This window comes from Parafrigoribacterium mesophilum (assembly GCF_039652555.1).
GTDB lineage: Bacteria > Actinomycetota > Actinomycetes > Actinomycetales > Microbacteriaceae > Parafrigoribacterium > Parafrigoribacterium mesophilum.
Window position 1 is genome coordinate 2,088,450 of record NZ_JBDJAF010000001.1, and the last position, 24,989, is coordinate 2,113,438.

Below are 24,989 nucleotides of genomic sequence, written 5' to 3' on the forward strand. Positions count from 1 at the left end.
TCGGTGTCGTGGCGGTGCCCCGGTCTCACCCGATGTCGAGCCGGAAGACGTCCTTGGCAATGGACTCGAAGAAGGCCTTCTTCTCCGAGGCGGAATAGGGCAGGTTGTCTTGAGTGCGAACCTCGTCGAGTTGGTACTGGTACGGATAGTCCATGGCATACATGACGCGATCGGCGCCGACCACCGACCGCGCAAAGCTGATGGCCGGTTCCCACGCCATGCCGGAGGTGGTCAACCAGATGTTGCGCTTGAAGTACTCGCTCGGGGCGAGTTCGAGCGGCTTGATCGCATCGTAGCGCTGAGTGCGCACCTGGCCGGCGTGCATGAAGTCGATGCGGGAGAGCCAGAACGGAAGCGCCTCGCCGAGGTGCCCGACCACGATCTTGAGCCGTGGCAGCCGGTCGAGCAGCCCCGAGGTGATGATGCGCAGCAGGTGCATTCCGGTTTCGACGCCGAATCCGAAGATCGCGCCATCCAGACCGGCTTCGGTCAGTGGCCCGATCATCCGGTTGTTGGGCAGATTTGGATGCAGGTACAGCGGCACATCCAGATCCTGGAGCGCTTCCAAAATCGGGAAATACTTCGGGTTGTCGAGGTACTCGCCGTTGATGTGCGAATTGACGATAAGACCTTTGAGCCCCAACTCCGTGATGGCACGCTGTAGCTCGGCCACGGCCGTCTCCGGTTCGTCGAAGCCGACGGCGGCCAAACCGGAGAACCGCGTCGGATGCCGGCGGCACGCCTCGGCAATGCGATCGTTCGCGATCGTCGCGATCCGCCTGGCGTCGTCCACCCCCAGTACCTGGGTCCCCGGCGAGGTGAGTGAGAGCACCTGGTGGTCGATGCCCGCGGCATCCATGTCGGCCAGGCGGCGCTCGCCGAGATCCTGGATGCGTTCGACGATGCTCCGCGGCCAGGGGTTGGTGTTGTTGAGCAGGTAGTTCTCGAAGACGTTGAAGCCGATGTTCTCGTTCGTGCCCGCGGCGAGCTGTTCTCGGTAGAGCGCGAACATTTCCGGTGGCGCGTACGCTTCCTCGGTGGCGATGCGCAGATATCCTTGAGCGCCCCCGGTGGACAACGCTGATTCTTCGGGCAGCACGGACTCTTCGGATGGCACGGATTGTCTCCTGACTGGTGAGGCTCGACTCGTGCCACCCACAGTTATCGACGGAGCACAGCGAACGCAACAATCGCGGGAGATTTTCCGTGGGGAGGAATGCCCGGCGCTAGAGGAGGTCCGCGCCGATGGCCTCGGCGGTCTCCCGCAATGCTTGAACGCGCACGGCGATATCCGCCGGCGGCAGCATCCGGCTGGTCGGAGTCGACACTGCTAGGGCCGCAATGGGATGGCCGGATCTGTCCCGGATGGCCACTGCTACCGCCCACAGTCCGACCTGGCTCTCGCCGATGTTGAGCCCGTAACCGCGTTTGCGCACGATGGCCAGTTCGCTCTCCAGCTTGCCGAGGTCGGTCACCGTGTTGTCGGTCAGTTTGCGCAGACCGTGTGGATAGAGCAATTTCAGCTGCTCCGGAGGCAGATTGGCGAGGAGGACCTTGCCTCCCGAGGTGGCGTAGGCGGGCAGCAGGGTGCCGGTGCGCGGGGAGACCCGCACCATTTGGTCGCCCTCGACGCCGTCGATGAATCGGCAGCCGTCGTCCTCCAGAGCGATCAGGTTCACCGTTTCGTGCAGCAGTCGCGCGAGCCGCTCCATGTGGCTGCGCGCCCTGCGGCGCACGTCCAATTCCTTGATCGACGCCAGCGCGATCTCGACGAGCACCCGGCCGGCGCGGTAGGTCTTGCTGCCGCGGTCCTGCACGACGAAGCCCCGCCAGGCCAGCGTGGAGAGGATGCGATGCGCCGTGGAGGGCGCTACATCCAGTTCGGCGGCAACGTCCCGAACCCGAAGCTCGCTGCGTTCGTGGAGGAGCAGCAACAGCTGCAACGCGTTGTCGACCGACCCGATCAGGTAGGCCGGCGGCTCGGTCCGAGAGTCGCTTCCATTCTGCATAGTAGAACGTTCTCACGTTTCCTTGCCGGAGGGTGGGATTAAGTGGTTAGCATCAGCAACCGGGTTTGAACCGCTTGCCGCGTGGAAAATCCGGATGCTGGCCGTGCTGTCCCCCATTCACCTCCAGGGAGACAGCGCCCGAGAGGATGACCGGAGCAGTGCGCAATGATGCGACAGTGGCTTTCCCGATGGATCCTCCCGCACGTTCGGGGAAGGAGCTGAAGACACGCTCCCGATGAGGAGTCTGGAACCCACGAGCTGGTTTCCCCACGGCGGCCTGAACCGCCTGCACACGTACACACCCAGTCGCAGCAACAGCCGAGACCGCGAGCGTCCGGCTGCATGGAGAGGACTAAAGAGTATGCAAAAGATCATCAAGCTTGGCCTGGTCGGGATGCTGGTAGGCGCCCTTGCCGCCTGCAGCACCGGCCCCACGGCCGGCGACACCGACACGAAAACCGACTCGAAAACGGATGCGCCGATCAGTATGACCGATGTGACGGTGGGCATCGTGCCGTTCTCGCCGAATGCCATCCTGTTCCACGCCATGGACAGCGGCATCTTCGAGAAGCACGGACTCAAGGTGACCACGCAGCCGGCAGCGTCGCCGATCGAAGTTTCGGCGGCCATGGTGAGCGGGACCCAGCAGTTCGGTTTTATCACCACGCCGGTGTTGATCAATGCGGCTATTGCCGGCACGAGCCTGAAGTGCGTGTCGCCGATTGACGGCGAACTCAGCTCCGAGCGCGATGCCAGTGCCCTGGTCGCGTCCAAGGAGAGCGGGATCACCACTCTGGCGGGCTTCGCCGGCAAGAAGTTCGCCGTTGTGCAATTGGGCAGTATCAACCGGCTCGGCGCGCAGAAGCTGTTCGACGACGCGGGAGTCAAGGACGTCGAGTATGTCGCCATCCCGTTCCCGCAGATGCCGCAAGCCCTGGCCGACGGTCGGGTATCCGGCGCGGTGATCACGTCGCCGTTCTCCGGCACCGCCATTGCCGCCGGCGCCAAGGTGATTGCCCACCCGAGCTCCGACACCTGGCCGAACGGCACGATTTACTGCTACGCCGGCACGGGGGATTACCTCGACAAGAACCCCAAGGTTGCCAAGGCCTTCCAGGATGCGATGAAGGAATCCATCCTGTATACGAAGGATCACGAGGCCGAGGTGCTCAAGACGTTGGTCGAGCACCTGAAGCTGACTCCGGAGGTGGCGGCGAAGCAGGTGATCCCGAGCAACTACGTGCCGGAGCTCAACATCAAGTCGATCGACAGCATCCAGGCCGAGATGAAGCGACAGGGCTGGATCAAGGCCACCGTCGACGTCAATGACCTGGTCTGGACCGCGAAGTAGTTCCAACCCACCGGAATTTCCGGGTGTCCGAGGCGGCGGCTTCGGACATCCGGAAAATCGGCGGTAACGCACGAATGGGGTGAGAGTGACGAAGGATCCATCCACTGATTCCCGCGCGAAAAGGCCACTGCCTATGGGCCGCTGGGGCACGAGCCCGCTCTTCAAGCTGTCCACTCAGGTGGCTGTCTTCGTCTGCGCCATCGTGCTCTGGGAATTGGCGAGCCTGACCGGGCTCTTATCGCGCGACTCCTTCCCGTCGGCCATCGACATCGGAGCCAAGCTGTGGGAGCTTATCCAGTCCTCCTACCTCTGGACCGCGGTCGGGTTGACCTTCCAGGGCTGGGCGATGGGTGTCGCCGCCGGCTCAGTGTTGGCGATCCTCGTCGGCACGCTGCTGGGTCGGAGCCGGTTCGCTTACGCCAGCGTCATCCCGGTCGTCGAATTCCTGAAGACGGTGCCGACGATCGCGATCCTTCCGCTGGTCATTGTCGTGTTGGGGCCGACGATGCAAATGAAGGTGTTCCTCGTGACCTGGGGGATTTTCTGGGCGCTCACCATCCAGGTCATCTACGGGGTGCGGGCAGTGGACCCGGTCGTGCGCGATAACGCTCGGATTCTGCACTTGCGAGGCTGGCGACTGTTCACGACGGTGACGCTGCCCAGCGCAGCGCCGTATGTCGCCACCGGTATGAGGGTGGCCGCGGCCGTCGGGCTGATTCTCGCCGTCATCGCCGAAATGATCGGCGGCGCCGCGGGACTCGGACTGAACATCCTCGTCGCTGTCAACGCCGGGCCCACCGAACTTCCCGCCATGTACGTCTACATCTTGATGACCGGGCTGGTCGGCATCGCCGTGACGGCGCTGTTCACCGTCCTCGAGAGACGAGCGCTGCATTGGCACGAGAGTCAGCGCAATCTCAGAGAGGTCGGCGCGTGATGACGATCCAGCGGCCCCGCGTGCAGGCCAAGGCCGGCCACGCTCCAGGACGGAAGAACTCCCCGGCCAGGGTGGCTCGTCGCGCGCTCGCGTCGGCCTGGAAGGCGTGGTTCTTCATCGCGCTCATCGTCGTGTGGTGGTTCGTGTCCCAGAACAGCACGTCCACCTTCTTCCCGCCGCTGAGCGAAATAGCGGAGACGTTCTACAATCTCTGGATCGTGGGCGACGCGTCGACCACCATCGTGTCCAGCCTGGTGCACTTCGCCATCGGCTACACGATCTCCGGAGTCGGCGGAATCGTCATCGGCGTGCTGCTGTGGCGGCTGCCGCGGGTGTCCACCGCCGTGTCGCCGCTGCTCTACTTCATCTACGTGTTGCCGGCTGTGGCGATCTTGCCTGCCGTGGCCGCCCTGATGGGCTACGGCACCGAGATGAAGGTGACCATCATCGTGCTTGCCGCCATATGGCCGACGCTGCTCAACACCCTCGACGGCATGCGCAGCATCGACCCGGTGCGGTTGGACACCGCGAAGGTCTTGCACATGTCCGGGTTCCGCACCGTGCGTTCGGTCGTGTTCCCGAACGCGTTGCCGCAGATCATGGCCGGACTACGGAACAGCCTCCAGGTCGCGGTGATCATGATGGTGGTCAGCGAGCTCATCGCATCCACCTCCGGAATCGGGTTCTTCATCCTGGACGCGCAACAGCGGTTCGCGATCACCGAGATGTGGACCGGAGTCATCGTCCTCGGCTTGATCGGCAGCGCGTTGACCCTGGTGTTCGTCGCGATCGAGCACATCGTGCTGCGTTGGTACATCGAGCAACGAGTCGTCGAGAAGAATAGCTAGGAATATCCCATGGTGCAGGCACAACGTGTAGGAGACCAACCGATGGCAGCGGATGCCGACCAGCAGTCGGACGCGAACGGAGCGGTCCTGTCGATTCGCGATCTGCGACAGGTCTACAACCTGGGCAGCGAGGAGGAACGCGAGGCGATCGCGAACATCTCGTTCTCGGTGCAGCCGGGCGAGTTCGTGTGCATCGTCGGACCGAGCGGCGCCGGGAAGACGACGCTGCTGCGCTGCCTGAGCGGACTGCTGAGGCCCACCGGCGGCGACGTGCTCTTCGAGGGGCACCGGCTCGACAAGGTGCCCGACCGGCTCAGCGTCGTGTTCCAGGACTACAGCCGCTCCCTGTTCCCCTGGCTGACCGTTGCGGGGAACATCGCGGTGCCGCTCAAGGTGGCCGGCATGGCGGACACCCAGCGCAAGGCGAGAATCGAGGAGGTCCTCCACGCCGTCGGCCTGGGGTCGGTCGGCAAGCAGTACCCGTGGCAGCTGTCCGGCGGGATGCAGCAGCGGGTCGCGATCGCCCGCTCCCTCGCCCATCAGCCCGAGTTGCTGTTGATGGACGAGCCCTTCGCATCCGTGGACGCGCAGACCCGTTTCGACCTGGAGGACCTCATCCTCCACGTGCGAGTCGAGTACAACGTCACCGTCGTGCTGGTCACCCACGACATCGACGAGGCGCTGTATCTCGGCGACCGGGTGGTCGTGCTCTCGAACTCACCGAGCCGGCTGCGCACGATTATGGATGTTCCGCTGGAGCGACCGCGGAACCAGCTGGTCACCCGCTCCGGAGAGGAGTTCGGCAAACTGCGCGCACAGCTCTTGAAACTAGTGACCGAATAGGAATCGGCGGTGATCGACCACCACGGAAGGATTGGCACATGACTCGGACCGCTGCCGACGATCTCCTCGACGTCCTTGCCGGCTGGGGGGTGGCCCAGGTGTTCAGCTGCCCGGGTAGCACCGAGGCCGCGATCCTGGACGCCCTGATGGATCGAAACGACATGGAGTTGTTTCTCACCACCCATGAAAGCACTGCCGTCTCGATCGCAGACGGGCTGTCCAGAGCGACCCACGCCCCCAGCGTCGTCTATCTTCACGCCAATGGCGGTCTCACCAACGGTCTTGCCAACTTGGCCGCAGCACAGTTGGCCTATTCGCCGCTCGTGGTGTTGAACGGTCTCAAGCCCAGGTCGATTCAGTCGCGCGCCGGGTTCACCACCGCCCGCCGGATGCGAGATTTCGTGCACCAGTATGTGAAGGACGACTGGCAGTCGCTGACCTCGGAAGGCATCGCCGAAGACGTCAACCGGGCATTCCGCACCGCCATGATCGAGCCAGCCGGCCCGGTGTGGGTGGGGCTCAGCCAGGACCTGCTGGAGGCACCGAGCCACGCGCCATCGCTCGACACCAGCAGGTTCGCCTTCGATTCGCGCACCGTTCCGTCCGAACCGGCACTCCGAGCCGCCGCCGACCTGATCGCGGCGTCGGCGCATCCGGTGATCGTCGCGGGCAGCGAGGTCGCCCGATCCGGTGCCGTGGCAGATCTCGTCCGCCTCAGCGAATTGCTCGGCGTTCCTGTCCTGCACGAGGACCGGCGCGCTCTGGAGCGCCCGGGATTCCCCACGGATCATCCGAACTTTGGTGGGCAATACGAGCCGAACCACCCGCTCGTCCGCGCCGCCGACCTGATCGTGTTCCTCGGAGCCCGTCTGTTCAACGAGTTCGAACCACCCACCAGCGCGCAGATACCGGCCGGAGTCAAGGTGATCCAGTCGCACACGGACGCGCGCCAGATCGCGCTGATCCACGGGGTCGATGTGGGGCTCGTGGGCGATCAGGGGCTCATTGTGCGGGCGCTGCTCGCAGCGCTGCCGCGACAGCAACGCGACGTCGATATGCCTGCCCGGACGACACGGCCGGAACCGGACGAGGGTACCGGCGCCCTGAAGGCGGCGGATGTGATCGACGTGATTACCGACTCCCTGCGCGGTGCCGCGCTCGTTGGCGACGCGACAACCGCCGGCGGCGTGTTGCAGCAGCGCGCCCACCAACACTGTTCCGACGACTACTTCGTGTCCAGTTCTGGCTCGCTCGGCTGGGGCATGGGCGCCGCGCTGGGCATCAAGATGGGCTTGCCGCAGCGCCGAGTCGCCGCCGTCCTCGGTGACGGAGTCTTCCAGTTCGGCATTCCCGCGCTGTGGACGGCCGGCCGGCGGAACATCCCGGTGACCTACGTGGTGATCAACAACCAGCGTTACGCGGCGGTCGGGGCGGCACTGCAGCGGTACAACGGCACAGCGGCGCAGCGCCGTGAGTATCCCGGCACGGACATCGCCGGAGTCAACATCGCCGAGGTCAGCTCTGCCTTCGGCGTGCCGGGCGCCCGGGTCGACTCGCTCCGGGATCTGCGGAGTGCACTGGACGACGCGAAGGATCTCGAGCATCCGGTGCTGATCGAGGTTATGACGGACACCGAGCAGCTCGCTCCATAGAGTCGCTCGAGGCACGAAGGGAAGAAAACGACATGTTGGAGTCGACGACAGACCAGACCACAGCGGCAACGACGCCGGTGGCGCCGGTGCTCATCGCGGGCGAGGAGGTGCCCAGTGACTTTGCGCCGGTGGTCAATCCGGCGCGCACCGATGAGATCGTCGGTGAGTACGCGCTCGGGACGGCGCGCCACGTCGACCTCGCCGTCGCGGCCGCCGTCGCCGCGTTTGGCCGGTGGTCATCCCTGACCGCGGCAGAACGCGCCGAGTACATGCTGCGGGCGGCCGATCGGATCGAGGAGGGCTTGGCGGCTCGCTCGGTGCTGCTCACCCGCGAACAGGGCAAGGTGCTGTGGGAATCGCGGCTTGACGTCGGCGGAGCGCCGATGATGCTGCGATACTTCGCCAGTCTGGCCGAGGAGACCGACCGGTTGGGTGAGGCGGCGGTGGCCACCTCCCGCGGCAACGCGGTGCTGCGTCACGTGCCGGTGGGACCGGTGGGAATCATCACACCGTGGAACACGCCGGTGTACCTGGCGTTCGGTGCTGTGGCTCCGGCGCTGCTGGCCGGCAACACCGTGGTGGTGAAGCTGCCAGAAGAAGTGCCTCTCGCCCTCAGCGATACGCTTCGACTGCTCGCCGAGGTGCTCCCGCCCGGCGTGGTGTCGGCGGTGCCAGGGGTGGGTGAGGAAGCGGGAGCGGCGCTCGCGGCGCATCCCGATATTCGTCGGCTGTCGTTCACCGGCAGCATCGAGTCCGGAAAAAGCGTCATGCGAAACGCGTCGGGCAACCTGAAGAACCTGGGCATGGAACTGGGCGGAAACGATCCGGCGATCGTGTTGGGGGACACCAAGATCTCCGAGTCTCTGATGTCGGAATTTATGGCCGCGGTGTTCAGCTCCAGTGGCCAGATCTGCTACAACGTCAAGCGGATCTATGTCGAGCGCCCGGCCTATGGTGACTTCGTCGACGCGTTCACGGAGACGGCGTCAAGGATCGTGGTGGGTGACGGGCTCGACTCACGCTCTACCATCGGTCCGCTCACCACGAAGGCCGGCTTCGACAGACTGCTTGCGCTGCGGGAAGCGGCGACATCACGAGGAGCCTCGGTGAGGGTTGTCGGGCATCAGCTCGACCCCGCCGGCTGGGACGACGGTTACTTCATGTTGCCCAGTATCGTGACCGGCGTCGGTGCGCGCGACCAGTTGGTCACCGACGAACAGTTCGGACCGGTCATCCCGATCCTCCCGTTCGACCGTGTCGACGAGGCCGTCGCCCAGGCCAACGACACCGAGTACGGCTTGGCCGCCTCGGTGTGGTCCGCCGACGTCGACCGGGCGCGGGATGTGGCACGGAGACTGCAGGCCGGCAACGTCTTCATCAACGTGCACCGGGTCGGCGCCTCGCCGATGGAGGTGCCGTTCGGCGGGATGAAACAGAGCGGCGTCGGCCGCAACCACGGGTTGCGCGCGGTCAAAGACGGCATGGAAGAGCAGGCGATCATCGACTTCGGCGATACCTCCCACATGCCCGGTTCGCGCGAGTGGCAGGATTTCGGGCCGGACCAGCAGCGCTAACTCGCCAAGGGTGCTAACTCGCGGCCAATGTCTCCTTTGAAAACCCGGCGATGCGTTTGTACCGCTCCGAGATCTCCTGCATTTCGTCTTGGCTGATCACATCCTCGATCCGGTCGAACGGCTGATCGCCGGTACGGTCGAGCACCACTTTCAACAGGATGTCCGGCGGCACCTCGAGGTTGGCGCTGACCACCTTCGCCGTCGCCGGCAGACGCACCTGCTGGTAGGCCTCAAGCGCGGCAGCCGGGTCGTCCAGGGCGTGCAGCCGGTGACGCAACTCCCGGGCATCCAGTATCGCCTGCGCGGAGCCGTTGGAGCCGCGCGGAACCATCGGATGCGCCGCGTCGCCGAGCAACGTGACCCGGCCGAAGGTCCACCGGTCCAGCGGAGGCTGGTCGACCATCGGGTACTCCAGGATGGTGTCGGCCGCCCGGATCATCGCAGGCACGTCCAGCCAGTCGAAGTGCCAGTCCTCGAACGAGTGGATGAAGTCGCCGATGTCCCCGCGCCGGTTCCAGTCGCGCGTCACTTCCCGATCGGTCTCGATTTCGGCCAGCCAGTTGACCAGTTGGCGACCCTGCGCGTCGATAGAATCCCGGATCGGGTAAATGACCATCTTCCCGCTGGACAGCCAGCCGGCCCTGACCATGCTGGCGCCGGAAAGGATCGGCTGCCACCTGGTCACACCTCGCCAGGTATTGACTCCGGAATAGCGCGGTTCGCCTTCGTCGGGGTAGAAGTGACGGCGGACGACGGAATGCACCCCATCGCACGCGATGAGGACGCTGGCCCGCACGCTCGGCAGGAGCTCCCCCGCATCCGATTCGAAAGCCAGGTTCACGCCGGTGTCGTCCTGCTCGAATCCGGTGATTCGGTGCCCGAGCGCGATCGCATCCGGCCCCAGTCGTTCGAGAACCGCATCCGCGAGCACCTTCTGCAGGTCGCCGCGGTGTATCGAGAATTGAGGCGTCGCATACCCGGCATACCGGCCGCATGGCTCGGCGTAGATGAGTTGACCGAATCGGTTGAAAAATACCGACTCGCGAGTGGTCACGGCCAGCTTCGCGAGCTCGTCCAGAAGCCCCAATCTGCCCAATTGGGCGGATGCGTGCGGCAGCACGTTGATACCAACGCCCAGCGGAGCGAGCCTCGGCACCGCTTCGTACACTCGGCATGGTATTCCCGCGTCGTGAAGTTCCAGCGCGAGGGTCAGTCCGCCGATCCCCGCTCCGACAATCGCGACGTCCACGCGGCCTCCTCGCCCGTTCTTGGGATGGACACAATGATAGTGTTGGGGCAGTCAGTGCAGTCACGTCCGAGAGTGATTCCTTCAGCGTTGCGGGAGTTCAGCGAATGAAAATAGATGCGTTCTGTCACGTTTTGCCTGAGGCGTATGCCCAGCGGTTCTTCGCCATCGCCGACAGTCCGGCGCTGAAGAACCTGCAGGAGCGCACCGGCGGGATCCCGGCGTTGCGTGACATGGACCTGCGCTTCAGGCAGATGGACGAGTTCGGTGACTACAAGCAGATCATCAATCTCACCACTCCGCCGATGGAGGATCTGGGCGATCCGCAGCGCAATGCCGAGATGGCACGCATCGCCAATGACGCGATGGCGGAGCTGGTGCAGAACCATCCGGACCGGTTCGTCGGATTCTGCGCCGCGGTCTCGCTCGACGACGTGGATACCGCGCTGGAGGAAGTGGACCGGGCCATCGACGACCTCGGTGCGGTCGGGGTGCAGATCCCCTGCCACATCAAGGGCGCCCCGATGGACGTGGCGCGACTGGACCCGTTCTACGAGAAGATGGCCAGCACCGGCAAGATGATTCAGGTGCATCCCAACCGCACGTCCGCCTGGGCGGACTATCCCACCGAGGAGCGCTCCCGGTTCGAACTGTGGTGGGCGCTCGGCTGGGAGTACGACCTCTCCAGCTTCATGGCACGGATCGTCTTCTCCGGTGTGTTCGAGCGTTGGCCGGACATCAAGTTCCTCATGCACCACGGCGGCGCGGGGATCCCGCATTTCGCCGGGCGGATCGGACCCGGCCTGGACCAGTTGGGCGCCCGCACGCCGGACAGCCAGAAAGACGATGTCAAGGGCTACCCGCTGACCAAGCGTCCCATCGATTACTTCAAGATGTTCTACTCCGACACGGCGTTGTTCGGTGCGGCGGATGCGATGCAGACTTCCATCGGATTCTTCGGCACCGATCACGTGCTGTTCGCGTCGGACACCCCGTACGATCCCCAGAAGGGTCCCGGTTACATCCGGGCCACGATCGCGAACCTGGAGAGCCTGGACCTCACCGACGCGCAGCGGGAGGCCATCTACCACGGAAATGTCACGAGACTGCTTGATCTCAAAGTCTGAATGACGCAGGAGCCCATGGAGGCGTCACATGAAGAAGTCACTTCTCGTCGGTACCGCTCTGGCATCAGCGCTGCTTCTGGCGGCCTGCAGCAGCACCCCGAGTAGCCCGAAGGCCAGCGAAGGCGGCAGCGCCGGCCCCGCCGCGATGACGAAGATCAGTGTCGCCGAGACGGCAGGGGCACCGTCGGCGTTCATGCAATACGGCGTCGACCAGGGCTTCTTCGAGGACGAGGGCCTCGATGTCAAAGTGGATGTCGCTGCAGGCGGCGCGGCCGCGATACCCGGCGTGATCGGCGGCAACTACGAGTTTGCCGGGTCCAACGCGGTGAGCGTGTTGCTCGCCGCGAACAAGGGATTGCCGCTCACCATCATCGCTGCCGGCACCCGTGCCGACCAGGTTCCGGAGAAGGACTTCTCGGCTGTCTTGGTGCCGGCCGACAGCCCCATCAAGACCCCAGCGGATCTGGCCGGGAAGACCATCGCGGTCAATACCCTGCAGAATGTCAGCGAGATCACCGTCAGGGCGGCGCTGGAGAACGAAGGAGTGGACACCAGCGCGATCAAGTTCATCGAGCTCGGCTTCCCCGACATGCTCCCGGCGATCACGAACAAGCAGGTTGACGCGGCGATGCCGATCGAGCCGTTCGTCACCACGGGGTTGGCCGCGGGCGACCGGGCCATCATCCATCCGTACGTTCAGTCCATGCCCGGCCTCATGGTCGGCACCTACGTCACCACCAAGCAGTATCTGGCCTCGAACCAGAAGATCGTCGACGCGTTCCGCCGCGCGCTGGAGAAGACCGGCGCGGCCATCGCGAAGGACCCGGCGGCGTTCCGGAAGGACCTGCCGAACCTCACCAAGGTTCAGCCGGCGGCCGCGGAAAAGATGAATCTGCCGGTGTGGAAGTCCGCGGTCGACGTCAAGTCGCTGGAATTCTTCCAAAAACGGATGCTTGACTTTGGCCTGATCACGAAGGCGATGGATCTGTCCGATGTCGTCGCACCGGGGGGCAAGTAGAAGTTGTCGATGACTGTTCCCGTTCCGGCTAAATGTGCCCCGCGCAACGGGAACAGTCAGCCGGAACGGGAACAGTTGTCGCGAAGCCGGCTCAGACCGGGTTGCGCTGGGCGGCCGCGGAGCGCCGCGCGCCGGCGGTGATCACGCGTTCGCGCCACACGATCGCGTTGGCGGCGTCGAAGCGGCGCGAACACCGGCCGCAGGCGAGTTGTCTGGTCGGTTTGCGGTATCGGTAATGCACGTGCCCGGCCGGGCAGGTGCCCACCCACGGCGCCAACTCATCGGCGATCGCGCCGTGGTGCAGCCGGGCGCCTTCGTAGCCGAGCTCCCGCGCCACCACGCGCCAGCGTGGACCATGACCGGCACGGGAGCCGGCCACCGCGTGCGCCACCTCGTGTAGCAGCACCTGGTGGATCTCGTCGTCTCCGTACCGGGCCGCCAGGTAGCGGGACACCGTGATGCGTTTGGCGGTGTAGTTGCACAGCCCGGCTCGGGTCTTCGCGTTGTCGAAGCTGAAACTCCACACCGCAGGATCCAGGTGCAACGCGATCAGCGCATCCGCCCACCGCCGCACGCGCGTCAGCTCCGCCATCACGGCTCCTTCGTACTGGCCGCCGGCGGATCGTATTGGATGCCTCGCCTGGCCTCGCGGCCCCGATCCGGACCGGCCAGGCGCGATACCAGGTGCAGCGCCATGTCGATTCCGGCCGAGACACCCGAGGAGGTGATGGTGTCGCCGTCGTCGACGAAACGGTCGTCGGGCCGCACCGTGATCGTCGGGTCCAGCGAGGACAGCAGGTCGAGCGACCCCCAATGAGTGGTGGCGGGGCGTTCGTGCAGAATGCCCGCGGCGGCGTACACCAGGGCTCCGGTGCACACGCTGGTCATCAGCGGCACGCTCGCACGTTGAGCACGCACCCAATCCAGCCTGACCCGATCGGTGAGGTGGGCGCGGGTGCCGCGGCCACCGGGGTAGATGAGCACCTCGAACGCGGGCGATTGGTCCAACCGGTTCTCGGGCAGCATCCGCAGTCCCTGGGCGCAGGTCACCGCGCCGAGGTCGTCGGCGACGGTGATGATGCGGTAGCCGTCTTCCGGGTGGTTGCGGGTCCACCAGCTGATGACCTCCCACGGGCCGACGGCGTCGAGCTCTTCCACGCCGTCGAACAGCAGCAGGCCGATGTACTTGAGGTCCTTCACGAGTTTGAGACTAACCCGCACGGCTGACCCGGATCGGCGGCGGGCCGCGGGTGCGGGAAAACTGCCGGGGCCTGGGCGTGGGGGAGGAGAGGCGGATGCGCCGCCGCGGCATCCGTTACGCGTCGACGAACGACTCCGCGACCGCGATGGCCACCATCGAGCTCTCGATGTGACTGGCCGGCGCACCGATCCGGGTGCGGATCGTGGCGGCGGTGCGGAAGTCCATCAGAGCGGCCGGGTAGTCGGCCATATCGAAGTGCACGCGTCCGCGATGTTGCAGCGCGCACGCCTCAACGCTGGCCCAGTCGTGGTCCCTGGCCTCGGTCGCGCACGAGGTCAGATCGATGAGGGCCTGGTCGAGCTTGCCGAGCGCCTGCCCTGCGATGGCCCTGCGGATGCGCGCCAGGCACAGTTGCTCCCGATCGCCGGAGAATCGGGCCTGCCGCAGCGCCAGGTTGGCCATGTCCCAGGCCTCGTCGAGGCGTCCGACCAGGCGCAGCAGGTCGACCTTCTCGTTGATCGCGGCGGTGCTGCGCTGGTCACCCAACTCGTCCAGCCGCGCACCGGCGGCGGCCAGGTCCACCTTCTCCCGAAGGGTGGTTGGGTCATAGCCCAGGATGATGCTCACGCGGCCCCGATCTGTCTGAAGAACAGGTTAACCCTCCTGCAGGCCGCCGAGTCGGATCTCAAGCAGCCGGTCGTCGCCTTGGCGCGGGCTGCCGCGGCCATCCGTATTGTTTGTCAGGACCCACAGTGTGCCGTTCGGCCCTGGCACGGCATCCCGAAGCCGACCGTAGTGGCCCTCGAACCAGCTCACCGCCTCCACCGACTCGGCCTTCGGGTAGATCGCCCAGAGCCGCTGGCCGCGCAACGCGGCCAGGAACAGGCTGTCGTTCACGGTGGCCAGGCCGCTCGGACTCGCCTCGGCCGTGGTCCATTGGTGCACCGGGTTGACGTACCCGTCGGCATCCGCGATGCCCTCGTGGATCGGCCAGCCGTAATTCTGGCCGGGGGAGATGATGTTCAGTTCGTCCCAGGTGTTCTGGCCGAACTCGGATGCCCACATCCGCCCCTGCGAATCCCAGGCGATGCCCTGCGGGTTGCGGTGCCCCAACGTGTAGACCAGCGAGCCCGGGAACGGGTTGTCGTCCGGCACGCTGCCATCCAGGTTCATCCGCAGGATTTTCCCGTTCAGCGAGTTCTTGTCCTGGGCGCGGGAACCCCGCCCGGCATCGCCGACCGTGGCGTACAGGTGTTTGTCCGGGCCGATCTTGATCCGCCCGCCGTCGTGATTGCCGGCCTTGGCCAGACCGGTGAGGATGTCCTGCTGCGCGCCCAGCGAGTAGTTACCCGGGGTGCCGTTCAGCGTCATCCGCACGATCCGGTTGTCGGTGGCGCTGGTGTAGTAGGCGTAGACCCAGGTCGTCTCTCCCTCGTACCACGCCTCGATGCCGAGCAGTCCGCCCTCGCCGGCGTGCACGACGCCCGACACAGTGCCGGCGTCGCGCAGCTGTCCGGATGCGGTGAGCTCCTTGATCACGCCGTCGTCGCGCTGGCTGATCAGGGTGGAGGCGCTGCCGTTGTCGTCGGCCGCCGTGAAGCGCGCATCCAGCCGCAGAATCGACCACGGTGTCGTCAATCCGGAGGCGATCACGGTCGGCTCGCCGACCGGCTGCACCGGGCCGGCTGTGCCGGGGCTTCCCGTTGGGCTCGCGGATGCGCTCGGCTGCGGCGTGGCGGACGGCACCGGCGCAGGCGCGCCTGGCGAGCATCCGGCCAGCGTCAGGGTGAGCAGCCCGGCCGCTGCCGCCATGATCGGCACCCGCACGCTCCACCTCCCGCCACTGCTGCCCCATTGAGGAGATTGCCATTATTCAGGAGGTTATGGGGTCGGCGGGGCGATTGTTGCCATTCCGGGACATCAACAGCCACGGCGGCCACTTCAGTCCCGCACCCTCCTGAATGATGAAAGCCTGAATGATGAAAGCCTGAATGATGAAAGGGACGAGGCTTCCCGAATGATGCCGGGCGGCGCGATCAGCTGTGGCCGGGCCTGGTTTGGAACACGCTCCTGGCCGGCGGTGGCGACGGGACCGCCGTGGCATCGGTGACAATGGGCGCGCCTGCAATCCAGTTCGTCAGCTCCTGCCCGGTAACCACCTTGGCCGGATGCGGGCCAGCGGCCAGCAGCCGCGGCATCCAGTCCAGCGGCAGCGGCTGCGCCGAGCCAACCAACACAAGGTTGCCGTAGCGGCGGCCTTTGAGGATTTGCGCCTCCGCCAGCACGGCGACGTGTTCGACGGCCGCCAGCAGAGTGGCGGCCTGACCGCGCCCGAAGGCGAGGCCCGGCCCGTCGGCGATGTTGACCAACACCACTCCGGATGCCTTCAGCAGCGCCACCGCGGACCGGTAGAACTCGACGCTGGTCACGTGGGCTGGCGTGCGGGCACCGTTGAAGATGTCGATCACGAGCAGGTCCGCCGAGCCGCGCAACCCGCCGGGAAGCCGGGCCACCACGTCCCGGGCATCGCCGTACCGGATCCGGATCGATGCGCCGCGTTGCCACGGCAACGTGTCCCGCACCAGCTCGACCAGGTCCCGCTCGAGCTCGATCACCTGCTGGCGCGAACCGGGCCGGGTCGCCTCGATGTACCGCGGCAGGGTGAGCGCGCCGGCACCCAGATGTACGGCGGTGATCGCCTCGCCGGGCGTCGCCAGCTCGTCGATCACGTGCACCATCCGCTGGATGTACTCGAAGAACACCACCGTCGGATCCTCGAGGTTCACGTGCGACTGGGGTGTGCCGTCCACAACGAGAGTGAAGCTGCCGTGCATCCACCGGTCCGGTTCGATCGTTGCGCGGTATCCGCTCAGCTTGAGCACCACCGACGGTGGGAGCGCGGGCTGGTTCACCCTCCGATCATGCCGCAATCCGGGAACGCACTGCAGCGTTGCCGCGCTCGCCGCATCGGAGCCGGTGCAGTATCGGCCAGCCGAGCGGATGCTTATAGCCGAAATACTGAAAGAGGTCAAGATTCGCGCTGGACAAGTCCCCAAAAGGGTCCTATAGTTGTTCTTTGCGCTCCCAGAATATCTATGCCTTCATATTGCGGTCGGCTGCGCGTGTCTGGACCGAAAATCCGCTGACACATCCCTATGGAGTTTCTGGTGAGCCCATCCTACAAAACCGACATCACCGACTGTAACCGGCTGTTAAGCCACCGGAGGTTATTTCCTTGGCTGTTGCGCGCAACGCATCCACCACGAATTCGACAACAACGGGAAAGGTGAAAAACGGTCGCTCTGCCGGGCGTCTTTCCTTTGCCAAGATCACTGACACGCTGACCGTCCCCGATCTGCTCGCCTTGCAGACCGAGAGCTTCGACTGGCTCGTCGGGAACGACCTCTGGAAGGCCCGCGCCGCACAGGCGAAGGCCGACGGTCGCCAGGATCTGCCCGCTCACACTGGCCTCGAGGAGATCTTCGAAGAGATCTCTCCGATCGAGGACCTTGGTGAGACCATGCAACTCTCCTTCACCAACCCGTTCCTCGAGGAAACCAAGTACTCGATGGACGAGTGCAAGGAGAAGAACAAGACCTACTCCGCACCCCTGTACGTCGAGGCCGAGTTCATGAACCACCTCACCGGTGAGATCAAGACCCAGACGGTGTTCATGGGCGACTTCCCGCTGATGACCCCCAAGGGCACGTTCATCATCAACGGCACCGAGCGCGTCGTGGTCTCCCAGCTGGTCCGTTCCCCGGGCGTGTACTTCGACCGCACCCCGGAGAAGACGTCCGACAAGGACATCTACTCGGCCCGCATCATCCCGAGCCGCGGCGCCTGGCTCGAGTTCGAGATCGACAAGCGCGACCAGGTCGGCGTGCGCATCGACCGCAAACGCAAGCAGTCCGTCACCGTGTTCCTCAAGGCGCTGGGACTGACCAGCGAGGAGATCCTCGAGGAGTTCAAGGGCTACGCGTCGATCGAGGCCACCCTGGAGAAGGATTCCATCCTCACCAAGGAGGAGGCACTCAAGGACATCTACCGCAAGCTTCGCCCGGGCGAGCAGGTGGCTGCCGAGGCCGCCCGCGCCCTGTTGGACAACTTCTACTTCAACTCCAAGCGCTACGACCTCGCCAAGGTCGGCCGGTACAAGATCAACCGCAAGCTGGGAATCGATGCACCCCTGGGCAGTTCCGTGCTCAGCCGCGAAGACATCCTCGCCACGATCAAGTACCTGGTCGCCCTGCACAACGAGCAGAAGACGCTGCCCGGCGTGCGCGACGGTAAGCCCGTCGAGCTGCGCCTGGATGTCGACGACATCGACCACTTCGGAAACCGCCGCATCCGCGCGGTCGGCGAGCTCATCCAGAACCAGGTGCGCACCGGCCTGTCCCGCATGGAGCGCGTCGTGCGCGAGCGGATGACCACCCAGGACATCGAGGCGATCACCCCGCAGACCCTGATCAACGTGCGCCCCGTCGTCGCCGCGATCAAGGAGTTCTTCGGCACTTCTCAGCTCTCTCAGTTCATGGACCAGAACAACCCGCTGGCCGGTCTGACCCACAAGCGGCGCCTGTCCGCCCTGGGCCCCGGCGGCCTGTCCCGCGAGCGCGCCGGCGTCGAGGTGCGCGACGTGCACCCCAGCCACTACGGCCGCATGTGCCCGATCGAAACCCCTGAAGGCCCCAACATCGGTCTGATCGGATCCCTCGCCTCGTTCGCCCGGATCAACTCGTTCGGCTTCATCGAGACCCCGTACCGCCGGGTCATCGACGGCGTGGTCTCCACGACCATCGACTACCTCACCGCAAGCGAGGAAGACGAGTTCGTCGTCGCCCAGGCCAACGCGCCGCTCACCGACGACTTCCGCTTCGCCGAGCCCCGCGTGCTGGCTCGTAAGAAGGGTGGCGAGGTCGACCTGTTCCTCACCGAGGAGATCGGCTACATGGACGTGTCGCCGCGCCAGATGGTGTCGGTCGCGACCTCCCTGATCCCGTTCCTCGAGCATGACGACGCGAACCGCGCCCTGATGGGAGCGAACATGCAGCGCCAGGCGGTGCCGTTGCTGATGAGCGAGAGCCCCGTCGTCGGCACCGGAATGGAAGGCTACGCGGCCATCGACGCCGGTGACGTGGTGGTGGCCGAGAAGGCCGGCGTCGTGTCCGAGGTTTCTGCCGAGGTCGTCACGGTGCAGCTGGACGAGGGCGGCACGCAGGACTACTTCCTGCGCAAGTTCGACCGCTCCAACCAGGGCACCAGCTACAACCACCGCGTGATCGTCAACGCGGGCGACCGGCTGGAAGTCGGCGAGGTCATCGCGGATGGCCCGGCCACCGAAAACGGCGAACTCGCGCTCGGCAAGAACCTCCTCGTGGCGTTCATGCCCTGGGAGGGCCTCAACTACGAGGACGCGATCATCCTGAACCAGAACCTGGTGAAGAACGACGTGCTGTCCTCAATCCACATCGAAGAGTACGAAGTGGATGCCCGCGACACCAAGCTGGGCAAGGAAGAGATCACCCGCGACCTGCCCAACGTCAGCCCGGAACTGCTGGCCGACCTGGACGAGCGCGGCATCATCCGCATTGGTGCCGAGGTTCGCCCCGGCGACATCCTGGTCGGTAAGGTCACCCCGAAGGGCGAGACCGAGCTCAGTGCCGAGGAGCGCCTGTTGCGCGCGATCTTCAACGAGAAGAGCCGCGAGGTGCGCGACACCAGCCTCAAGGTCCCGCACGGCGAGCGCGGCACGATCATCGGCGTTAAGGTGTTCGACTCGCAGGATGGCGACGACGAGCTCGGCTCCGGCGTCAACCAGCGCGTCACCGTGTTCATCGCCCAGAAGCGCAAGATCAAGGAGGGCGACAAGCTCTCCGGCCGTCACGGCAACAAGGGCGTCATCTCCAAGATCCTCCCGGTGGAGGACATGCCGTTCCTCGCGGACGGCACCCCGGTGGACATCATCCTGAACCCGCTGGGCGTGCCCGGCCGGATGAATTTCGGCCAAGTGCTGGAGATCCACTTGGGCTGGGCGGCCAAGCAGGGCTGGGACGTCAAGGGCAAGCCGAAATGGGCCGAGAAGATCCCGAAGGCCGCGCTGCACGCCGAGCCCGGCACGAAGATCGCCACCCCGGTGTTCGACGGCGCGTTCGAGGAGGAGATCGCAGGTCTGCTCGACTCCACCAACGTGACGAGGGATGGCGACCGGCTGATCGGCGCCTCCGGCAAGACCCAGCTGTTCGACGGCCGCAGTGGCGAACCGTTCCCGCAGCCGGTGTCGGTGGGTTACATGTACATCCTGAAGCTCCACCACCTGGTCGACGACAAGATTCACGCCCGCTCCACCGGCCCCTACTCGATGATCACGCAGCAGCCCCTGGGCGGCAAGGCGCAGTTCGGCGGGCAGCGGTTCGGCGAGATGGAGGTCTGGGCCCTGGAGGCCTACGGTGCCGCCTATGCGCTGCAGGAGTTGCTGACGATCAAGTCGGACGACATCCTGGGTCGGGTCAAGGTGTACGAGGCCATCGTCAAGGGCGAGAACATCCAGGAGCCGGGTATCCCGGAGTCCTTCAAGGTGCTCATCAAGGAAATGCAATCGCTGTGCCTGAACGTCGAGGTGCTGTCCTCGGACGGCCAGGCGGTCAGCCTGCGCGACACGGATGACGAGGTCTACCGCGCCGCGGAAGAGCTCGGCATCAACATTTCCTCCCGGTTCGAGTCCTCGTCGGTCGACGAGATCTAACCCGCATCCTCACAAACTAAAGACACTTACTTTCCACGAGAGAGAGAAACATTGCTCGACGTAACTACTTTTGACGAGTTGAGGATCGGCCTCGCCACGGCGGAGGACATCCGTCGTTGGTCCCACGGTGAGGTCAAGAAGCCCGAGACGATCAACTACCGCACCCTGAAGCCGGAGAAGGACGGCCTGTTCGGCGAGCAGATCTTCGGACCGTCCCGCGACTGGGAGTGCTCCTGCGGCAAGTACAAGCGGGTGCGCTTCAAGGGCATCGTGTGCGAGCGCTGCGGCGTGGAGGTCACCAAGTCCTCCGTGCGCCGCGAGCGCATGGGCCACATCGAACTGGCCGCCCCGGTCACCCACATCTGGTACTTCAAGGGTGTGCCGTCCCGCCTCGGCTACCTGCTCGACATGGCGCCGAAAGACCTCGAAAAGGTCATCTACTTCGCCGCGTACATGGTCATCTCGGTGGATGAAGAAGGCCGCCACGAAGACCTGCCAGGACTGGAGAACGAGATCCGCCTGGAGATGAAGGAGCTGGAGAACCAGCGCGATTCCCGCATCGCCGAGCGGATGCAGAAGCTCGAGCTCGACCTGGCCGCCCTGGAAGAAGAGGGCGCCAAGAGCGACCAGAAGCGCCGCACCAAGGACGGCGCCGAGAAGGAGATGGGTCACCTCCGCAAGTCCTTCGACGAGCAGATCGCCCAACTCGAGCGGGTCTGGGACGACTTCAAGAGCCTCAAGGTCGGCGACCTGAAGGCCGAGGACTCCGTCTTCCACGAGCTGCAGGACCGGTTCGGCATCTACTTCGAGGCGTTCATGGGCGCCGAGGCCATCCAGAAGCGGCTGCAGGCCTTCGACCTGCAGGCCGAGAGCGACAACCTGCACGAGCAGATCTCGGCGGGCAAGGGCCAGAAGAAGATCCGCGCGATCAAGCGCCTGCGGGTCGTCAACTCGTTCCTGCAGACCGGCAACTCGCCGGCCGCCATGGTGCTCGAGGTCGTCCCGGTGATCCCGCCGGAGCTGCGCCCGATGGTGCAGCTGGACGGCGGCCGGTTCGCCACCTCGGACCTCAACGACCTGTACCGCCGCGTGATCAACCGCAATAACCGCCTGCGCCGCCTGCTCGACTTGGGCGCGCCGGAGATCATCGTGAACAACGAGAAGCGGATGCTGCAGGAGGCCGTCGACGCGCTGTTCGACAACGGCCGCCGCGGCCGCCCGGTCACCGGTACCGGCAACCGCGCGCTGAAGTCTTTGAGCGACATGCTCAAGGGCAAACAGGGCCGGTTCCGCCAGAACCTGCTCGGCAAGCGCGTGGACTACTCGGGCCGCTCGGTCATCGTGGTCGGCCCGCAACTCAAGCTGCACCAGTGCGGCCTGCCCAAGGAGATGGCGCTCGAGCTGTTCAAGCCGTTCGTCATCAAGCGCCTCATCGACCTGAGCCACGCGCAGAACATCAAGAGCGCCAAGCGCATGGTCGAGCGGATGCGTCCGCAGGTCTGGGACGTGCTCGAGGAGATCATTCGCGAGCGCCCGGTGCTGCTGAACCGTGCACCGACCCTGCACCGGCTGGGCATCCAGGCGTTCGAGCCGCAACTGGTCGAGGGCAAGGCCATCCAGCTGCACCCGCTGGCTTGTGCCGCGTTCAACGCCGACTTCGACGGCGACCAGATGGCCGTGCACCTGCCGCTGTCGGTCGAGGCCCAGGCCGAGGCGCGCATCCTGATGCTCGCGTCGAACAACATCCTGAAGCCGTCCGACGGCCGCCCGGTCACCCTGCCGACGCAGGACATGATCATCGGCCTGCACCACATCACGACCCTGAAGAAGGATGTCGTCGGCGAGGGCCGCGCGTTCGGCTCCATCGCCGAGGCCATCATGGCGTTCGACCAGCACACGCTGGACCTCAACGCCAAGGTGCGCATCCGTCTGACCGGCATCGCCTTCGCCGAAGGGGAGGAGCCGGAGGGCTTCGACCCCGAGAAGCCGTACCTGCTGGAGACCACCCTGGGACGGGCGATCTTCAACGAGACGCTGCCAGCGGACTACCCGTACGTGGAGGCCGTGGCGGACAAGGGCAAGCTGTCCGCGATCGTCAACGACCTGGCCGAGCGGTACCCGAAGGTGGAAGTGGCGGCAACGCTCGACCGCGTGAAAGATGCCGGATTCCACTGGGCGACCCGTTCCGGCGTCACCATCGCGCTCTCCGACGTGCTGACCCCGCCGAACAAGCGGACCATCATCGAAGGCTACGAGAAGCAGGCCGACAAGGTGCAGACCCAGTTCGAGAAGGGCCTCACCACCGACGCCGAGCGTCGCCAGGAGCTCATCGAGATCTGGAACAAGGCCACCGCCGAGGTTGCTCGGGCGATGGAAGACAACATGCCGACAAACAACAACATCAACCGCATGGTCACCTCCGGTGCCCGCGGTAACTGGATGCAAGTTCGTCAAATCGCCGGTATGCGAGGCTTGGTGTCGAACCCGAAGGGTGAGATCATCCCGCGCCCGATCATCTCGAGCTACCGTGAGGGCCTGTCCGTGGCCGAGTACTTCATCGCCACCCACGGCGCCCGCAAGGGTCTGGCCGACACCGCGCTGCGCACGGCGGACTCCGGATACCTCACCCGTCGTCTCGTGGACGTGTCGCAGGATGTCATCATCCGCGAACACGACTGCGGCACGACTCGTGGCCTGGACCTGCCGGTCGCCGCACCGAACGCGCTGGGCGTACTCACCCGGGACGCGAACATCGAGAACTCGCTGTACGCGCGCAGCCTCGCCGAGGACGCGGTCGACGCCTCCGGCAACGTGGTTGCCCGTGCTGGCGACGACATCGGCGACGTGATGATCGACAAGCTGATCAAGTCCGGCGTGACCCACGCCAAGGTGCGCTCCGTGCTCACCTGCGAGTCCGCAGTCGGCGTGTGCGCCACCTGCTACGGCCGGTCGCTCGCGACCGGCAAGCTCGTGGACATCGGCGAGGCGGTCGGCATCATCGCCGCCCAGTCGATCGGCGAGCCCGGCACCCAGCTGACCATGCGTACCTTCCACACCGGTGGTGTGGCATCCGCTGACGACATCACCCAGGGTCTGCCGCGCGTCACCGAGCTGTTCGAGGCGCGTACCCCCAAGGGTGCCTCCCCGATCGCCGAGGCCGCGGGCCGGATCACGATCGAGGACACCGATCGTAGCCGCAAGCTGATTCTCACTCCGGACAACGGCGACGAGCCGATCGCCTACCCGGTGTTGCGGCGCGCGACCCTTCTCATCGAGGACGGCGAGCACGTCGAACTCGGTCAGCAGTTGCACGTCGGCGCGGTGGATCCAAAGGAAGTCCTGCGGGTCCGCGGTGTTCGGGCGGTGCAGGAGCACCTCGTCGGCGGAGTGCAGGGCGTGTACCGCTCGCAGGGTGTGCCGATTCACGACAAGCACATCGAGGTCATCGTTCGCCAGATGCTGCGCAAGGTGACCGTGGTGGACCACGGCGACACGGCGCTGCTGCCCGGCGAACTGGTCGACCGGATGAAGTACAACGAGCTGAACCGTGCCGCGCTCACCGAGGGCAAGCGCACCGCCTCGGCCCGCCAGGAGGTCTTGGGCATCACCAAGGCATCCCTGGCCACCGAGTCGTGGCTATCGGCCGCGTCGTTCCAGGAGACCACCCGGGTGCTCACCCAGGCGGCCATGGAGGGCAAGTCCGACCCGCTGGTTGGCCTCAAGGAGAACGTGATCATTGGAAAGCTGATCCCGGCCGGGACCGGCCTGCCGAAGTACCGCAACGTGGCTGTGGAGGCCACCGAGGAGGCGAAGTCGGAGCGTTACCCGAACCGCATCTTCACCGAGGATGCGACGTTCAACGAAGCCGACCTGAGCTTCGTCGACTTCGACAGCTTCACCTCGGGCGACTTCAACACGCCGACGCCGGGTACCTACAACTAGGGTCTCGATGGGGGTCGGCCACCGGTACCTGGTGGTCGACCCCGTCGTCACCCGCGTAGGTAACCTTCTGTGACTTCGACGGCTCGATCATCGGGTAGACCGGTGGTCGAGCCCGTGCGAGGTTTCGACGGAGCTCGATCGCCGGGATTGCCGTAGTTTGCGGATGAGCAGGCTTTTGCTCTGTAGTGGGATGGGTGTCTGTTCGGGGTCGAGGCCTGGTGGTGGGATGAGCCAGTAGTTGCTGCCTACTCGGGTGATTCGCCAGCCGTTGTTGTGCAGGGTGAGGTGGTGGAATCGGCAGAGGCAGACCCCGTCGGCGATATCGGTGTTGCCATGGTCGCGGTCGTATTCGTTGGTGTGGTGGGCCTCGGTCATCAGGGGTGGTTGTCCGCAGTCGGGCCAGAGGCAGCCGCCGTCTCTGATGGCGAGGGCTTCGTGTTGCCGGTCGTCGAACAGGCGCCGGGTGCGACCCAAGTCCAGTGGCCCGCCGGTGGCG

General features: G+C 65.4%; 19 protein-coding genes. 10 read left to right on the forward strand and 9 right to left on the reverse strand.

Going from position 1 to position 24,989, the window contains the following annotated elements; all coding sequences use genetic code 11:
* Positions 1-25 precede the first annotated feature (25 nt).
* Both ABFX56_RS09945 and ABFX56_RS09950 read right to left on the reverse strand, forming a co-directional pair.
* Complete coding sequence (locus ABFX56_RS09945) at positions 26-1,117, reverse strand: amidohydrolase family protein (RefSeq protein WP_346233085.1); 1,092 nt, start codon at positions 1,115-1,117, stop codon at positions 26-28.
* A 109-nt stretch (positions 1,118-1,226) separates the two neighbouring features.
* Positions 1,227-2,009, reverse strand: a complete 783-nt coding sequence (locus ABFX56_RS09950) for an IclR family transcriptional regulator (protein WP_346233086.1) — start codon at positions 2,007-2,009, stop codon at positions 1,227-1,229.
* 361 nt (positions 2,010-2,370) lie between these two features.
* On the opposite strand from ABFX56_RS09950, the gene ABFX56_RS09955 reads away from it, so the two are divergent.
* The 6 genes from ABFX56_RS09955 to ABFX56_RS09980 all read left to right on the forward strand — a co-directional run bounded on the left by ABFX56_RS09955 (position 2,371) and on the right by ABFX56_RS09980 (position 9,214).
* Positions 2,371-3,360, forward strand: coding sequence for an ABC transporter substrate-binding protein (locus tag ABFX56_RS09955; protein ID WP_346233087.1), 990 nt, complete (start codon positions 2,371-2,373; stop codon positions 3,358-3,360).
* A gap of 133 nt (positions 3,361-3,493) precedes the next feature.
* Entirely contained in the window at positions 3,494-4,297 is an 804-nt protein-coding gene (locus ABFX56_RS09960; RefSeq protein ID WP_346233088.1) for an ABC transporter permease, read from the forward strand.
* The gene (locus ABFX56_RS09965; protein ID WP_346233089.1) at positions 4,297-5,145 is read left to right on the forward strand and encodes an ABC transporter permease; all 849 of its coding nucleotides are present in this window, start codon (positions 4,297-4,299) and stop codon (positions 5,143-5,145) included. Before ABFX56_RS09960 ends, ABFX56_RS09965 begins: the two co-directional genes overlap by 1 nt.
* Positions 5,146-5,187: 42 nt before the next feature.
* Positions 5,188-5,988, forward strand: a complete 801-nt coding sequence (locus ABFX56_RS09970; RefSeq protein ID WP_346233090.1) for an ABC transporter ATP-binding protein — start codon at positions 5,188-5,190, stop codon at positions 5,986-5,988.
* Between the two features lie 38 nt (positions 5,989-6,026).
* Positions 6,027-7,640, forward strand: a complete 1,614-nt coding sequence (locus ABFX56_RS09975) for a thiamine pyrophosphate-binding protein (RefSeq protein ID WP_346233091.1) — start codon at positions 6,027-6,029, stop codon at positions 7,638-7,640.
* A 32-nt stretch (positions 7,641-7,672) separates the two neighbouring features.
* On the forward strand, positions 7,673-9,214 hold the full coding sequence (locus ABFX56_RS09980; protein WP_346233092.1) for an aldehyde dehydrogenase family protein: 1,542 nt from the start codon (positions 7,673-7,675) through the stop codon (positions 9,212-9,214).
* Positions 9,215-9,227: 13 nt separating this feature from the next.
* Here the strand turns inward: ABFX56_RS09980 and ABFX56_RS09985 are convergent, their stop codons facing one another.
* On the reverse strand, positions 9,228-10,463 hold the full coding sequence (locus tag ABFX56_RS09985; protein ID WP_346233093.1) for a flavin-dependent oxidoreductase: 1,236 nt from the start codon (positions 10,461-10,463) through the stop codon (positions 9,228-9,230).
* 104 nt (positions 10,464-10,567) lie between these two features.
* Between ABFX56_RS09985 and ABFX56_RS09990 the strand changes: the two genes are divergently transcribed.
* Positions 10,568-11,587 (forward strand): amidohydrolase family protein, encoded by a 1,020-nt coding sequence (locus tag ABFX56_RS09990; RefSeq protein ID WP_346233094.1) that lies wholly within the window; start codon positions 10,568-10,570, stop codon positions 11,585-11,587.
* 28 nt (positions 11,588-11,615) lie between these two features.
* A complete protein-coding gene (locus ABFX56_RS09995; protein WP_346233095.1) occupies positions 11,616-12,605 on the forward strand; it encodes an ABC transporter substrate-binding protein in 990 nt (329 codons plus the stop codon).
* 91 nt (positions 12,606-12,696) lie between these two features.
* Here the strand turns inward: ABFX56_RS09995 and ABFX56_RS10000 are convergent, their stop codons facing one another.
* The 5 genes from ABFX56_RS10000 to ABFX56_RS10020 all read right to left on the reverse strand — a co-directional run bounded on the left by ABFX56_RS10000 (position 12,697) and on the right by ABFX56_RS10020 (position 16,718).
* Entirely contained in the window at positions 12,697-13,197 is a 501-nt protein-coding gene (locus tag ABFX56_RS10000; RefSeq protein ID WP_346233096.1) for a SprT-like domain-containing protein, read from the reverse strand.
* A complete protein-coding gene (locus ABFX56_RS10005; protein ID WP_346233097.1) occupies positions 13,197-13,805 on the reverse strand; it encodes a DJ-1/PfpI family protein in 609 nt (202 codons plus the stop codon). The genes ABFX56_RS10000 and ABFX56_RS10005 overlap by 1 nt, the downstream gene beginning before the upstream one ends.
* Positions 13,806-13,920: 115 nt before the next feature.
* On the reverse strand, positions 13,921-14,433 hold the full coding sequence (locus tag ABFX56_RS10010; protein ID WP_346233098.1) for a tetratricopeptide repeat protein: 513 nt from the start codon (positions 14,431-14,433) through the stop codon (positions 13,921-13,923).
* Positions 14,434-14,460: 27 nt separating this feature from the next.
* Positions 14,461-15,633 carry a PQQ-dependent sugar dehydrogenase gene (locus tag ABFX56_RS10015; RefSeq protein WP_346233099.1) on the reverse strand — a complete coding sequence of 391 codons (1,173 nt, stop codon included), beginning with the start codon at positions 15,631-15,633 and terminating at the stop codon, positions 14,461-14,463.
* Between the two features lie 209 nt (positions 15,634-15,842).
* A complete protein-coding gene (locus tag ABFX56_RS10020; RefSeq protein WP_460870864.1) occupies positions 15,843-16,718 on the reverse strand; it encodes a spermidine synthase in 876 nt (291 codons plus the stop codon).
* A gap of 323 nt (positions 16,719-17,041) precedes the next feature.
* On the opposite strand from ABFX56_RS10020, the gene rpoB reads away from it, so the two are divergent.
* Positions 17,042-20,551 (forward strand): DNA-directed RNA polymerase subunit beta, encoded by a 3,510-nt coding sequence (rpoB, locus tag ABFX56_RS10025; RefSeq protein WP_346233100.1) that lies wholly within the window; start codon positions 17,042-17,044, stop codon positions 20,549-20,551.
* 51 nt (positions 20,552-20,602) lie between these two features.
* On the forward strand, positions 20,603-24,493 hold the full coding sequence (locus ABFX56_RS10030; RefSeq protein ID WP_346233101.1) for a DNA-directed RNA polymerase subunit beta': 3,891 nt from the start codon (positions 20,603-20,605) through the stop codon (positions 24,491-24,493).
* 87 nt (positions 24,494-24,580) lie between these two features.
* Here the strand turns inward: ABFX56_RS10030 and ABFX56_RS10035 are convergent.
* Positions 24,581-24,989 (reverse strand): HNH endonuclease signature motif containing protein (locus tag ABFX56_RS10035; protein ID WP_346233102.1); only part of this gene is annotated, 409 nt, incomplete at its 5' end.

Coding starts and splice junctions, on each gene's coding strand:
- ABFX56_RS09955 (WP_346233087.1), top strand. CDS start 2,371: ATGCAAAAGATCATCAAGCTTGGCCTGGTCGGGATGCTGGTAGGCGCC.
- ABFX56_RS09960 (WP_346233088.1), top strand. CDS start 3,494: ATGGGCCGCTGGGGCACGAGCCCGCTCTTCAAGCTGTCCACTCAGGTG.
- ABFX56_RS10000 (WP_346233096.1), bottom strand. CDS start 13,197: ATGGCGGAGCTGACGCGCGTGCGGCGGTGGGCGGATGCGCTGATCGCG.
- ABFX56_RS09970 (WP_346233090.1), top strand. CDS start 5,188: ATGGCAGCGGATGCCGACCAGCAGTCGGACGCGAACGGAGCGGTCCTG.
- ABFX56_RS09990 (WP_346233094.1), top strand. CDS start 10,568: ATGAAAATAGATGCGTTCTGTCACGTTTTGCCTGAGGCGTATGCCCAG.
- ABFX56_RS09980 (WP_346233092.1), top strand. CDS start 7,673: ATGTTGGAGTCGACGACAGACCAGACCACAGCGGCAACGACGCCGGTG.
- ABFX56_RS09950 (WP_346233086.1), bottom strand. CDS start 2,009: ATGCAGAATGGAAGCGACTCTCGGACCGAGCCGCCGGCCTACCTGATC.
- ABFX56_RS09975 (WP_346233091.1), top strand. CDS start 6,027: ATGACTCGGACCGCTGCCGACGATCTCCTCGACGTCCTTGCCGGCTGG.
- ABFX56_RS09995 (WP_346233095.1), top strand. CDS start 11,616: ATGAAGAAGTCACTTCTCGTCGGTACCGCTCTGGCATCAGCGCTGCTT.
- ABFX56_RS09965 (WP_346233089.1), top strand. CDS start 4,297: ATGACGATCCAGCGGCCCCGCGTGCAGGCCAAGGCCGGCCACGCTCCA.